Source organism: Pseudomonas sp. GT1P32 (assembly GCF_054897805.1).
The window spans coordinates 789,032-803,172 of record NZ_CM142704.1; the positions used below are offsets into that span (position 1 = coordinate 789,032).

General features: G+C 56.9%; 10 protein-coding genes and 1 pseudogene. 9 read left to right on the top strand and 2 right to left on the bottom strand.

Annotated elements, in window-relative coordinates; all coding sequences use genetic code 11:
* Nucleotides 1–105 precede the first annotated feature (105 nt).
* Both ACYZUC_RS03720 and ACYZUC_RS03725 read right to left on the bottom strand, forming a co-directional pair.
* Entirely contained in the window at nt 106–861 is a 756-nt protein-coding gene (locus tag ACYZUC_RS03720) for a transporter substrate-binding domain-containing protein (RefSeq protein WP_461993657.1), read from the bottom strand.
* 13 nt (nt 862–874) lie between these two features.
* Nucleotides 875–1,750, bottom strand: coding sequence for a MurR/RpiR family transcriptional regulator (locus tag ACYZUC_RS03725; RefSeq protein ID WP_461993659.1), 876 nt, complete (start codon nt 1,748–1,750; stop codon nt 875–877).
* Nucleotides 1,751–1,895: 145 nt separating this feature from the next.
* Between ACYZUC_RS03725 and ACYZUC_RS03730 the strand changes: the two genes are divergently transcribed.
* From ACYZUC_RS03730 to ACYZUC_RS03770, 9 genes and pseudogenes are all read left to right on the top strand, one after another.
* Nucleotides 1,896–2,927 (top strand): Ldh family oxidoreductase, encoded by a 1,032-nt coding sequence (locus ACYZUC_RS03730; protein ID WP_461993661.1) that lies wholly within the window; start codon nt 1,896–1,898, stop codon nt 2,925–2,927.
* 158 nt (nt 2,928–3,085) lie between these two features.
* The gene (locus ACYZUC_RS03735) at nt 3,086–4,285 is read left to right on the top strand and encodes an EAL domain-containing response regulator (RefSeq protein ID WP_461993663.1); all 1,200 of its coding nucleotides are present in this window, start codon (nt 3,086–3,088) and stop codon (nt 4,283–4,285) included.
* A 115-nt stretch (nt 4,286–4,400) separates the two neighbouring features.
* Nucleotides 4,401–5,027, top strand: a complete 627-nt coding sequence (locus tag ACYZUC_RS03740) for a response regulator (RefSeq protein ID WP_461993665.1) — start codon at nt 4,401–4,403, stop codon at nt 5,025–5,027.
* Nucleotides 5,028–5,435, top strand: a pseudogene (locus ACYZUC_RS03745) (transporter substrate-binding domain-containing protein); the annotation flags it as partial.
* Between the two features lie 94 nt (nt 5,436–5,529).
* On the top strand, nt 5,530–8,667 hold the full coding sequence (locus ACYZUC_RS03750; RefSeq protein ID WP_461993667.1) for an ATP-binding protein: 3,138 nt from the start codon (nt 5,530–5,532) through the stop codon (nt 8,665–8,667).
* A 224-nt stretch (nt 8,668–8,891) separates the two neighbouring features.
* The gene (locus tag ACYZUC_RS03755) at nt 8,892–9,479 is read left to right on the top strand and encodes a fimbrial protein (RefSeq protein WP_461993669.1); all 588 of its coding nucleotides are present in this window, start codon (nt 8,892–8,894) and stop codon (nt 9,477–9,479) included.
* 59 nt (nt 9,480–9,538) lie between these two features.
* Complete coding sequence (locus ACYZUC_RS03760) at nt 9,539–10,282, top strand: fimbrial biogenesis chaperone (protein ID WP_461993671.1); 744 nt, start codon at nt 9,539–9,541, stop codon at nt 10,280–10,282.
* A gap of 113 nt (nt 10,283–10,395) precedes the next feature.
* Nucleotides 10,396–12,921 (top strand): fimbria/pilus outer membrane usher protein, encoded by a 2,526-nt coding sequence (locus tag ACYZUC_RS03765; protein ID WP_461993673.1) that lies wholly within the window; start codon nt 10,396–10,398, stop codon nt 12,919–12,921.
* A complete protein-coding gene (locus ACYZUC_RS03770) occupies nt 12,918–14,045 on the top strand; it encodes a fimbrial protein (protein WP_461993675.1) in 1,128 nt (375 codons plus the stop codon). The genes ACYZUC_RS03765 and ACYZUC_RS03770 overlap by 4 nt, the downstream gene beginning before the upstream one ends.
* Nucleotides 14,046–14,141: the final 96 nt, after the last annotated feature.

A 14,141-nucleotide genomic window follows, 5' to 3' on the forward strand; every position in this document is an offset into this window, starting at 1 on the left:
GAACCCTCTCGGTAAATTAAGCCCGCACGCGCTCACCGCCGCCGGTGGGCACGGTGCAGCAGGTCGGCAAGGAACGCCCCACAGGCTGGCCTGAGGGGCAGGGGATCAGTAGATGTCGAAGGCGAAGTAGCGGCTGGAGATCTTCTTGTAGGTGCCGTCGGCCACGATTTCATCCAGCGCCTTGTTGAAACGCTCGCGCAGCGCATCGTCACCCTTGCGCACCGCGATGGAGGCATCGGCGGTGGTGCCGTTGACATCGCCGATGATCTTGCAGCAGTCCTTGCCGGCGCTGTCGATCCAGGCCAGCAGCGGGAACTTGTCGGCAATCACCCCGTCGACGCGACCGGCGGCCAGGTCGCTGTTGGCTTCATCCAGGGTCGGGTAGAACTTGACGTCGGCGCCGGCCGGGCCGTAATGGTCTTCGGCGTAGATGGCCTGGGTCGAGGAGGCCTGGGCACCCACGGTGCGGCCCTTGAAGTCGGTCTGGGCGTCGGTGATGTCCGAGTCCTTGGGAACGGCCACGGACAGCGGTGTGCGGTAGTAGTGACGGGTGAAATCAATCTTCTGCTTGCGTTCGTCGGTGGCGATCATCGAGGCCACCACGGCATCGTATTTCTTGGCCATCAGCGCCGGGATAATCCCTTCCCAGTCCTGGGCGACGATGCTGCATTGCACTTTCATGCGTTCACACAGCGCGTTGGCAATGTCCACATCGAAGCCGTGCAGCTTGTTGTCCGAGTCGACATAGTTGAACGGCGGGTAAGCGCCTTCGGTGGCGATCTTCAGGACTTCAGCCTGCGCCCCGGTGGCCCCGGCCAGGACCATTGCACATGCACTGGCAAAGCGAATGACGTGTTTCATCTAGCACCTCGATTTATTGTTTTGAGTTTGGTGATGATGTGTATCCAACGAACTCGTTGTGCAGGAGCGCAACGGCGGCAAGACGTTTTTCGACTTCCGGGCCCAGCTGTTTGCAGACGTCATTGACCAGCAGGTGCACCAACGACAGCATCGCGGCGGTCGATTCCCAGAACAGGTTGAACTCGGTGGGCACGCGGAACACTTCGTCGGCGTTCTGCTCGGCCCAGTCGCAAAAGGTGTCGGTGACCAGCGTCACCGGGATGCCCGCCTCACGGGCCTTGCGGCACAGGGTCAGTGCGTGGCGCGAATAGCGGCGGGCTTCGAACACCACCAGGGCGCTGTCGGCGGGCACGCTGAGCAGCACGTCGGCGTAATGCCCGGCAGCGCCATCGACCCACTGCACGTCATCGCGCAAGTACTGCAGCAGATGCACCATGGACGCGGCGATACCCCGTTCGGTCTGGAACCCGGCGACGAACACCTTGCGCCGACTGGCCAGGCGCTGGCTGACGGTGTGCCAGGTGGGGGTCAGGCTGTATTCGTAGACCTTGACCAGCGCCGCCACTTCCAGCTCGAAGCTGCGGGGCAGGCCTTGCGGACCCTGGCTGGCCTGCTGGCGGAATTCCTGCAAACGATCGCCCACCAGCCACGGGCCATCGCCCAGGTCGGCCTTGAGGTCGTTTTTCAGGTCTTTGAAATGGCTATAGCCGATGGAGCGACAAAAGCGTCCGACGCTGGACTCGCTGACGTTCAACTTGCTGGCGATATCGGCAGCGGTCTGGAACGGCAGTTCGTAGAGGTTGGCCAGCATGTAATTGGCAATCGCCCGGCCGGAGGCGGCGGCAGTTGACAGGCTGCTTTCGAGGCGTTGTTTGATCGGCTGGCTCAAGGCTGTTTCCTGTTGTTGTTCAGCGCTTTTGAAAGAAAATGGAGGTTTTCTGTCATAAAGTCAACAATTGACAGATAGCTGTCATGGTCGGATAGTTGGCTTCGCTGATGCGCAGCCATAACAACAACTCGATTGGAGCTTCAGAATGTCCCTGGTCAACGCCGCCCTGCCTGAGGTGGAGCATCTCTCGCTCGCCGATCTGAGCCAGTTGCTGCAACAGATCTTCGAACGCCACGGCACCTCGTCCGACGTGGCTCGGGTCCTGGCCCATAACTGCGCCAGCGCCCAGCGTGACGGTTCCCATAGCCATGGGGTGTTCCGCATTCCCGGTTACTTGTCCTCCCTTGCCAGTGGCTGGGTGGATGGCCAGGCTGTCCCGGTGGTGGAGGACGTGGCGTCGGGCTTTGTGCGGGTCGATGCCGGCAATGGCTTCGCCCAGTCGGCCTTGGCCGCCGCCCGTGACTTGCTGGTTGAAAAGGCGCGCAGTGCAGGCATCGCGGTCTTGGCGATCCGCAACTCACATCATTTCGCCGCGCTCTGGCCGGACGTCGAACCCTTTGCCGATGAAGGCCTGGTGGCCTTGAGCGTGGTCAACAGCATGACCTGTGTCGTGCCCCATGGCGCGCAACAACCACTGTTTGGCACCAACCCGATTGCCTTTGCCGCACCTCGGGCCGGTGGTGACCCGATCGTCTTTGACCTGGCTACCAGCGCCATGGCCCACGGCGATGTACAGATTGCCGCGCGTGAAGGGCAGTTATTGCCCGAAGGCGTAGGCGTAGATAGGCTGGGTCAGCCGACCCGGGCCCCTGAAGCGATACTCGCAGGCGGCGCCTTGTTGCCCTTTGGCGGGCACAAGGGCTCGGCCCTGTCGATGATGGTCGAACTATTAGCGGCTGCGTTGACCGGCGGCAACTTCTCGTTCGAATTCAACTGGTCGAAGCATCCCGGTGCACAAACGCCGTGGACTGGTCAGTTGATCATTGTCATCGACCCCAGCAAGGCTGCAGGCGTCCACTTCGCCAGCCGCAGCGAAGAACTGATACGGCAGATGCGTGCAGTGGGCTTGCAGCGCATGCCGGGTGACCGGCGCTATCGGGAGCGGGCCACGTCCCTGGCCGCAGGCATTGCATTACCAACGTCCGAGCTTACGAAGTTGCGCGAGCTGGCGGGCTAAGGCAGTCGGTTTAGGCCACTCTGCGGTTTCTGTTCCCCCGCTTGGTTTTGGGTGCGCGTTTTGGTGAAATTTCCCACAAGTCACGGGGTGTTTTCCTCACTTCGCTGAGGCGATGAAACGCTAGGATTCTGTCCCTAAATCAGGCGGGGGGGCAGGTGATGAAGCCGCAGTGTGTTCTCGTGATAGAGAATCATGGTTTTCAGCGCGGAGTACTGGTCAAGGCGCTCCAGTCCCAGGGCGTCTCAAGTATCTTGTTGGCTGACAATGCCAAGCAAGCCACCGTGCTGATGCGCGGTAAAGGGAGCGTTGATATTGTTTTTTTCGACCTCAATGACAACCCGTTGGAGATCCTCGATCTTTGGGAAGCTAGTGCTGAGCTCAAGCGTATTCGGGCATTGATTTTGTACGGCGACCTGCAACCTGACATTTCTCGTGCGATGGATCACATGAGTATGTTGTCGGACACACTCTTGTTAGGCGTCCTGGAAAAACCCTTGCAGATGGATGCCCTGCGCAAGATGCTGACGCGTTTTAATCAAGTACAACATGTGCCCACGCCCCGTCTGCCCCTGGAACCGAACCTGCTCTCCCGGGAAGAAGTATTGCGTGGGTTGGCACTGGCCGAATTTCGTGCGTGGTACCAGCCCAAGTTCAATTTGCTTGATGGCTCATTGTTCGGGGCAGAGGTCCTGGTGCGGTGGGAGCATCCCACTCAAGGGTTACTGCTGCCCAATGACTTACTGGCCGCCGTACTGGGTCATGGTTTGATCGATGAGATGCTCAAGCAATTACTGGAGCAGGGCATGGAGTTGCTCCTCAAGTTGAAAGCCCGCGGCCTCAAGTTGCAATTGGCGTTTAACCTCGCGGCTTCGCAACTGAACAGTGATGAGTGGGTCGAGAGTCTTGCGCAATTGCTACGCCAATATGAGCTTCCAGGCTCTGCAGTGATGTTTGAAGTATCAGAAAGTGGTCTGCTTGAGTTGCCTGTATCGGCCCAGGATAACGTTCATATTCTCCATCGTCTCGGCTGCGGCCTGTCGATTGATGACTTTGGAGTGGGCTTCTCTTCAATGAGGTTGCTGGCGCGACTGCCGTTCTCTCAGCTCAAGCTGGACGGTATGTTCGTGCAGGACCTTTCTTCTGCACGTAATCGGGCGGTTGTCACAAGCAGCCTGGCGCTTGCGCAGGCGCTTGGGATGGATGTGATCATCGAAGGGGTCAGCAGTCGATTCATACATGATGAGCTTGTCCGCCTCGGGTGTACCTACGGTCAGGGTTTCCATCTGGCGCTACCTATGGACTCGGAAGACTTTTGTGCGTGGCTCGAGGTTGCTCAGGAGGAGAAAAAACACATTTGACATGCGTAAAAGTAATGGCGTCGGAAAATAAACTTGCTAAGTTGAGCTGTTTTTTTAAAGCACCACAACTGGTTCACGCTGCATATTGCCGAATCATAGTTTAAATAGAGGTTTTATGCTTAACGCGTTGGTAGTGGATGATCACCCCTTTATCAGGGCCTCCGTAAAAATGGTTTTGGCAGCCGCAGGGTTTGATGTGGTGTCTGAAGCGGGTAACGGCGTTGACGCCTTGCAGTTAGCGCGTGAACATAAACCCGAACTGATTCTTTTGGACATCTCCATGCCGCTGCTTGATGGCCTGGACGTCATCGGCCGTGTAACGGAGCTTCGTTTGCACAGCAAGATTCTGGTACTGACGGGACTTGAACCAACCTTTTATGCAAAACGCTGCATGAACGCGGGGGCGCATGGATACCTATCCAAATCCGACGATTTGAAAGAGTTGAGCAGGGCGATCAAGGTGATCATGGATGGCTACACGCATTTCCCGATATTGACCAGTAGTTCGGTACGTGGCACCGACGTCAACACCTCCGAGCAGGAACTGGTGCAAAAACTATCGAACCGCGAGTTGGCGGTACTTCAGCAACTGGCGCGAGGCTTCAGCAACAAGGAAATCGGCGAAGCCATGCTGCTGAGTAACAAGACCGTCAGCAACTACAAGAACCGGTTGATTGAAAAGCTGAACGTAAAGTCATTGATCTACCTGGCCGACTTTGCCAAACGCAATAAGCTGGTTTAGATGAAGGCATTTCAGCATGGGTTGGCACTGGTGCTGGCATTCAGCTCCGCCGTTTATGCGCAGCACTCTGAACAGGCTGTCGAAGCGCTGACGTTGTTGGGGCGCGCTCACGCGTCTGAAGTAGCGTTGGATCTGAGTGCGTCAGACCGGCAATGGCTGTACGCCAAAGGGGCACTGATTCTGGGGACGTCCGGGCCAGACTTCCCACCCTTTGAGCTGTCGTCGAGTAAGGGCGGTTACGAGGGGCTGACAGCGGATTACGCGGCACTGCTTGCTGATTTGTTGCAGGTCAAAATTGACGTGCGACGCTACCATGACCGAGCCGAGGCTGTTGCGGCGCTCAAGCGAGGTGAGGTCGATCTGTTGGGCGTCGGGGGCGCCGTAGAGTCAAGTGACCCGCAGATGGTCTTGTCACACATCTATGCTGATGACAAACCTGTGCTGGTGACCCCGCGAGATATTGACCAGTTGCCGGAAAAGCTAAAAAAAAATACGTCTGGCCATGGTCAATCACTACCTGACACCTTCCGAGGTGGCCGAACTGTATCCCGACGCGGCACTCACGTCTTACGCGACGACCGACGAGGCAATAAGTGCGGTTCAATTCGGCCAAGCCGATGTGTACGTGGGGGGCGGTATCGGCGCCAATTATCTGATCCATAAAAGACGCTTCAATGATTTGCACCTGGCGGCGTTTGTTGGGACAAAACAGGGTGGACTTGGTTTTGTCCTGAACCATAAAAACACGCAGTTACTGAGGGTTGTCAATCGTGCGCTGGACGCTGTTCCGCTTCAGGAGCGAGTGGCCATTGTTCAACGGTGGAAAGCCACTCCAGTGACCGTACACGGTCGTGATAAAATCGCCCTGAGCCCGGATGAGCAGCTCTGGCTCGCCAATAACCCCTCCTTGAAAGTAGCCGTACTGAAAGGCTTGCCTCCGGTGAGTTTTCTTGACCAGAACAAAAAAATTCGGGGCGTCAGTGCTGATGTGCTCGACGTCATCAGCGGCCTTGTTCCGCTGAAGTTTGATCTCGTGTTCGGTCACTCAAAAGAAGAACTGTACAGCATGGTGTTGCGAGGCGAAGCCGATGTAGTGGTGTCGACTGATGCGAGACATCCGAGGCTGAGATTTACACGGCCCTATTGGTCGAGCCCTTATGTGTTGGTCGGGCCTCGTGACGCCAGTGTATCGGGCAGCCTTGCTGAGCTGGATGGTAAAAGGCTGGCCTTGTTCCGGGAGAGCCAAATAGTCGAGTACATCCGCAAGTACCATCCGAATACCAGCCTGGAATTGCTCGACAGTCCCAATGAGGTGTTTGGAAAGGTTGCGGCGGGTAAGGCTGATGTCGCCATCACCACTTTACTGGGCGCGCAGTTTTGGATCTCGAACTACTACAGGGATCGGCTGCGCATCATTGATTCAGTCGGTGATCAGTCGGTGCAGATGAGCTTGGGAGTCAGTCGCGGCGAGCCGGAGCTGTATTCGATTCTCGGCAAGGTACTTTTGAGTCTGCCGCCCGATAAAATCGACGAGGTGACTAATCGCTGGTTTGGCAATGACGTGGTGGAGCGTGATTATTGGCAAAGCCACCGATGGGCGATTATTCAAGCGCTCGCAGGCGCGCTGTTGCTGCTGGCGGTGGCGTTCTACTGGGTGGTCAGTTTACGACGGCTGATCGATAAGCGTAATGCCGCAGAAAGCAAGCTCAACGAGCAAGTAGCTTTCATGCGGGTTCTGATCGACAGTTTGCCCCATCCGATTCTTGCACGTGATCGAGAGGGTCGTCTGTTGCTGTGCAATAACCAATATTTGCAAGCGCTCGGAGGGGCAACCTATGAACAAGTAATAGGCAACCGATTGGTCGACTATGAGGGAATCAGTTTTCAACACGCGCTCAAACTCGAACAGAACTACTTTGATGTCATGTGGAGCGGTGAATCTCGGATCGAAGATCAGTATTACCTCCAGGAAGATGGCAAGACTACGACGGTCTACCACTGGATTCTGCCGTTTCGTGACAGTGACGCAGAAGTTCAGGGCGTCATTGCGGGATGGATTGACATCAGTGAACGCGAGCGTTTGCTTAACGACCTGAAGAATACCCAGCTGGAAGCTGAAAATGCGAATCGGGCGAAGACCACTTTTTTGGCAACCATGAGTCATGAAATCCGCACGCCGATGAATGCGATTGTGGGCATGCTCGAACTTGCCATGAAAAAGGCTGATCGTGGCGAGCTCGATCGCTTTGCTATTGAGGTCGCTTTCGGCGCCGCGCAAGGGCTGCTGGGTTTGATCGGAGATGTCTTGGATGTCGTGCGCATCGAGTCCGGGCACCTTGCACTGACGCCCCAGAGGACGGCCTTCAAGCAACTGGTTGAAAGCGTCATGCGGATGTTTGAGGGGTTGGCTCGGCAAAAATACCTGGACCTGGTACTGGAGTTCGATGCACAGGCTGATCGTGATCTATGCGTCGATCCCCTGCGGGTCAAGCAGGTGTTGTCCAACCTTATCAGCAATGCCATCAAGTTTACCCAAGAAGGGAAAGTCGTGGTCAGTGTGCAGGCCGCACTCACTGGCGACGCTTCTACGTTGAAGATTCAGATTCACGTACGTGATACCGGGATTGGCATTTCCAGGGAGGATCAGGAGCGCTTGTTCGTACCGTTCAGCCAGGTCGGCGATGCGGATCAGGACCAGAGGAACGGGTCTGGCCTGGGGCTGATGATCAGCCGCACCTTGTGCACGATGATGCAGGGCGAACTGAACTTGCACAGTGTCCAAGGCATTGGCACACAGGTCGATGTTGTGCTGGAGGTGCCGGTCTTGGAACCGCTGCTCCCGGTTGATACCGAGGCAGCGGTCGATCGGTGCGGTAAAGTGCTGAATGTGTTGGTGGTGGACGACTATCCAGCCAACCGCTTGCTCTTGCAGCAACAGTTAGCGTATCTCGGTCACAACGTCAGCGACGAACCGGACGGTGCTCACGGTCTGAAAGCCTGGCGCAACGGGCGTTTTGATGTAGTGATCACCGATTGCAACATGCCGGTCATGAGTGGCTATGAACTGGTCAGGCACATTCGGGCAGAAGAGGAGCGCTACGGCGCGCCCCCCTGTCTCGTGCTGGGGTTTACTGCCAATGCGCAAGTCGACGAGGTCGCACGCTGCCTGGCGGCGGGTATGGATGATTGCCTCTTCAAGCCCATCAGCATGAAGGCATTGGCTGTATGCCTTTCAAGCGCAGAACCGATTTTTGTACAGGCTACCCGCGAAGAGGGAGTGCTGCCGGTACTCGACGGCATCGATCTGACCAGCCTCGAGCAACTGACCTATGGTGATCGTGAATCAATTGTGCATTTGCTGGCCGACTTGGCTAAAAGCAATGAAGAAGATATGTCGCGTCTGGTCAAGTTGTTCAGCGACGGTGATTTTTCCGCAATCGTCGACCTTACCCACCGGATCAAGGGCGGCGCACGTATCATCAAGGCCCAGAGACTGATTCAGTGCTGTGAGCAAGTACAGCAGGATTGCAATGATCGCAATTCCGTCAAATCGACGCAGTCTGTAGATGCATTGCATCAGGCAATGGAGGCATTGGCGCAGATGATGACGACGTATGTTGGAAAAGTGGAAAACGAATAGCGTCACGTTTGGAAACGTAGGTACAGCACCGTAGTACTTGTGATGGACTTTTGCTCTTTGGTGAAATTTCCCTATCTGCGCGGTGAACCTTCCCGATTCTGAATGTTTGAAAAACAGCAATCATGCTGCCGTAGTCGTAGCAGATGACGAAAGAGATTCAGCTTGAGTCGACTCAGTCATCTGCACGGTTCGCATGAATCTTTTTCCTGTTTTTGGAGCTGTCCATGAATCGTAAAGCCCTTGTTCTCGCTGTATTGGTAGCCGCCACGGGTGCCCAGTTTGCCAACGCTGCAGACGGCACTATCAATTTCAACGGTCAACTGACTGCAACGACCTGCACCGTTGCTGTTGATGGCGTTTCCAGCTCGACGGCTGCTGTAGTGACCCTGCCAACCGTTTCCACCAGCACTCTCCAAACCAGCGGGCAAACCACTGGCCAAACGGGTTTCAACATCACCCTGGCTAATTGCTCGGGTACCGCTCAAACGGCCTCGGCATTCTTCGAATCCGGCCCAGGCGTGGACCAGGCCTCCGGCCAGTTGGTTAACTCAGCTGCTGCTGGTGTTTCTGCCTCAAACGTACGCCTGCAGTTGGTCGACCTCGGCAACAACGCCGTCATTCGCGCCGGTAACACCGAGCAGCGCACCACCGCGTTCCGTAACAAGATTACCTATGCAACCCCGGGTGTGGGCGCAAATCCAGGTTCCGACGGCTCTGCCAACATGCCTTATGCCGTACGTTACATCGCCAGTGGCCCAACCACGGCAGGTACCGTTGTCAGTACGGTCACTTACGCCATCGACTATCAGTAAATGTTCAGCAGACGCTCACCCTCGTTGTGGGGGTGAGTGGCTGCGCTGTGAGGATTGTCATGAGCTATCAACCTATCAAACGCTGGAGGCTGCTTAGCCTGGTGATGGTGCTGTGTTGCGCTCAGGCGAGTGCCGGGGTGGTGATTACCGGCACTCGTTTGATTTACCCCGCCAATGAGCGGGAAATCACGGTGAAGCTGGATAACAACGGCACTACTCCTTCCCTGGTTCAGGCCTGGGTGGACTCGGGTGACGTAGCCTCCAGCCCGACCCAGTCAACGGCGCCATTTGTGTTGTCGCCGCCGGTGTTCCGGCTCGACCCGAGCAAAGGCCAAAGCATGCGCCTGATGTTCCGTGGTGCGGTGTTGCCACCGGAGCGTGAATCGGTGTTCTGGCTCAATGTGCTGGAAATTCCGCCTAAAGGCCAGGTCAGTGCGGACACGAACATCCTGCAAATGGCGTTTCGTTCACGGATCAAGATTTTTTATCGTCCTGAAAATCTGGCGGGTACGCCAATTCAGGCGATCGAGCAAGTTCAATGGAAGTTAGTGCCCGCGCCGGGTGCAGGTACTTTCGCCTTACAGGCGCGCAACCCATCAGCCTTTCATGTTTCGCTGGTCGAGTTGGTGGTGGTTGACGGCAGCCGCCGTGAACCTAGTGAGGATGGAATGATCGGCCCCGGCGAGACGAAGTTGTTTGCTGTGCCAGGGCTTAAGGCTTTCCCGGCCTCCGCTGCTATTGAATTTAATGCCATCAATGATTACGGCGCACTGGTCCCTATAAAGAAACAACTTCAGCCATAACGTAGGGCGCGCTTGCGCACGTAACTTTCACGGGCGATTACTGTATGTTTTTTTCAACCTGCACTGCATCCAGTCAGCGGGCACGCTCAAGGTTCGCCTTGAAATCGCTGAGTATGTTGATCTTGAAGTCGCTGACAACTTTGTCCGGTGCCTGGGTAACGTCCGTGGTGGCTGAAGATGTTCAGTTCAACGATGCTTTTTTGCCCGCGGATTCACGCTCTCTTGACTTGACCGTGTACCAGAAGGGTAACCCGGTACTGTCGGGTGAATATCGTGCGGATGTCTCGCTCAATAGTCGGTTGATCAATCGTCAGACCATTCGTGTCCAGTCTGAGGCCGACGGCGGTAATCCCCTGGTGTGCATGACCGTCGGGATGCTGGAGTTGTTTGGCGTCGACATCAATAAGTTATCGCCCGAAGCCACCCTGAGCCTCGGTGACACAGGCACCTGTGCTTCATTGGCACGCCTGATCCCGGGCGCGAGCGCCGAGTTCTCCCCGGCAGAGCAATTGCTGTCGCTGTCGATTCCGCAAATAGCCTTGCGCCGGAACGCCCGTGGCTATGTCAGCCCCGAGTTGTGGGACCGAGGCGTGACTGCCGCGATGCTTGGCTACAACATCAACGCCAACACCAACAAGACCCGCACAGGCACCTCGGATAACTTCTACATGGGCCTCAATGGTGGCTTCAATATGGGGGACTGGCGGTTACGTCATAACGGTTCACTGCGCTGGGATCAGATCAGCGGGAAGAATTACCAGACCCTCAACACTTTCGCCCAGCGCGACATCACCGCGCTGAAAAGCCAGCTGACCCTGGGTGAATCCAGCACCAGTGGCGAACTGTTCGACACCCTGAACTACCGTGGTGTGCAATTGGCTTCTGACGATCGCATGTTGCCCGAGTCGATGCGCGGCTATGCTCCGGTCATTCGCGGAATTGCCCGCACCAATGCCCGGGTCGAGATCCGCCAGAACGGTAATCTGCTGCATGAAACCACGGTGGCTCCCGGGGCTTTCGTCATCGATGACATGTACCCCACCGGATACGGCGGCGACCTGATCGTCACCGTCTATGAGGCCGATGGCAGTCAACAGATCATCACGGTACCGTACGCGCAGACGGTCCAGCTTCTGCGTCCCGGCACGTCACGCTACAGCGTCACGGGCGGGCAAACGCGCACCGACTTTCTCGATAGTCAGGCTGGTCTGTTGCAAGGCACATTCCAGTACGGCCTGAGTAATATGTTCACCGCGATGGGCGGAGTCCAGGGCAGTGAAAAGTATTTGTCCGTCCTCAACGGCCTGGCGTTCAGCACGCCGATCGGGGCTATGGCGGTCGACGTCACTCATGCACAGACAGCTCTGGACAGTGGCACGCAGAGGGGGCAAAGCCTGCGGCTGTCTTATAGCCGTAACTTCCTTAGCACCGGCAGTAACTTCTCGGTGGCGGCCTTGCGCTTCTCCACCGACGGCTATCTGGATTTCGGTACTGCCATGCAATTGCTTGACGCCGAAGACCGGCGACTGGACCTGAGCCAATTCGACCGTGCGCGCAGCCGCTTGTCGCTCTCTGCCGACCAGTCACTCGGCGACTGGGGTCAAGTTGCTATCAGCGGTTTTACCCAGAATTACTGGAACCGCACGGGCAGTGACTTGCAGTACCAACTCAGTTACAGCAAGCAGATCCGGCAGGTCAGTGTCGGCCTGTCGGCGGTCCGCAGTCGTTCGGTATGGGGCGGTGAGATGGATACCAGCCTGCAGCTCACCGTCAGCATGCCACTGGAGTTCGGCTCCGGCCGAAATTACTCGCAATTGATGACCCACCTGGGACGTGACAGTGATGGCAACCTTGATCAACAGGTCACCCTCAGCGGTAGCACAGGCGCCAGCCGTCAGTTCAGCTATGGCGCGACCGTTGGCCATGCCGAGGTAAGCAATGCCACCACCACCTCGCTCAACGGCAATTACATCGGGTCCAAGGTCACGGCGGGTGCCAACCTGAGCAATGGCCCGGGTTACAACAACCTGGGGGTGACCCTCAGTGGTTCGGTTGTGGCGCACCCTGCGGGTGTGACGCTGTCGCCCTACCGTGGCGAAACCATGGCGGTGATCAGTGCGCCGGGTGCCGAGGGCGCTGCGGTGGTTGGCTACCCCGGGGTGAGCCTGGACGGGCAGGGCAACGCCGTCGTGCCGTATCTGCAGCCGTATCAACTCAACGAGCTGGCCATTGACCCCAAAGGCTCGTCGATGAATGTGGAGTTGAGTGAAACCAGCCAGCAAGTGGCACCACGGGCCGGGGCCATCGTCTCGGTGAAGTACGGCACCAGCATCGGGCAGGCGCTGTTGTTGAACGTACGCCTCAAGGGCGGCGAACCGCTGCCGTTCGGCGCCAGTGTGATCGACGACCAGGGGGGGGCCGTAGGAGTAGTTGGGCAGGGCGGCCAGCTGTATGCACGGGTCAAAGAAACCACGCGCCAGTTGCAAGTGCGCTGGGGTAATCAGCTCGACCAGCAGTGTGTATTGACGTTGCCGGTATTTAAAGACAGTGAGCGTCAACTGCTACAACTGGAAGCGCTCTGCGCGGGCAGTTCGGCAGTGGTACGCAGTGATTCAGCTTTGCCGGAGAAACGTTCGTGAAACGATCAGTGATTACTTCAATCCTCGCGCTGGGTGGTTTGCTCGGCCTGTCGCAGTCGGTAATGGCCACCTGCGTTAATTCTGGAGCTGTTGCGGACAGAGTCATTTCGTTGCAGGTCGCCAATCTTACCGTGGGGCGGGATGTACCGCTGGGTTCTCGGTTTTACCGTCAGGAATTTTCAGCCAACCTCCCCAATTCCATGCTTTGCACCTCGGCCAGTGGAGGCGTCACCTTCGAAGACCGTTCGCGGTGGGTGGTAGGGCCGATGCGTTTAGCGAGTTGGAACACAGGGCCGTTGGCCGGCAAGGTATATGAAAGCGGGGTGCCGGGCATCGGCGTGGCATTTTTTGCAGGGGGGGCATGGATGCCTGGGGCCAGCAATATTCAATACACGAACTGTGGGACCAACAACCCGTGCAGCGTGTCATTGGACGGGCTCAGCGTTAGCGTCCTTGAACTGGTCAAGATTAGTGATGTTGTTGGCAGCGGTGTAATTTCGGGTAATTCGTTCCCGGCCTACGAGCACTTTATTTATCAGGATGGAGCCAGCTATCCCTACCTTCGATCAAGTTTCAGTGGCAGCATCAATGTGGTATCGCGCACCTGCCAAACCCCGAATGTCGAGGTGGATATGGGCGTGCATAAAGTCAGCGCATTCAGCCAAGCCAATAGTGCCACGCCCTGGAAGGATTTTTTCATCACCCTGAACAACTGCCCGACCTTTTATGGCACGAACCCAAGGATTAATGGCAACTGGGCTGTGCAGTTCAACACAAGCAATATTCCAGAGACCCGCGCAACTCCAAGCAAGAGCAATTCGCTGCAGGTGAACCTGACAGGCACTGTTCCAGCCGTCGATACCAGTCTGGGCATTTTGGCCCTTAACTCGGCAGAAGCGGGTTCGGGGTGGGCGGCGACGGGTGTCGGTATACAGGTCGCAGACGCTAACGGCGTGCCGGTTCAGATAGGCCCCAATACGTGGATACCGAGTGGTGTTGCTACTCAGAGCCGTGAGGGTGCGAGCTACACCATCCCGCTAAAAGCCCGGTACCTCAAAACCACAGGGCCGGTGGGCGCGGGCCAGGCCAATGCGACTGTGCACTTCACCATCAGTTATCAGTAGATCGGACGGGCGGCGGTTCTCGCGCCTCCAGCGATTGGCGTTGTTTCGCTGTGGTTAACAAGTTTCGACCGGTTCCAGTGACGGATTGATCCAGAG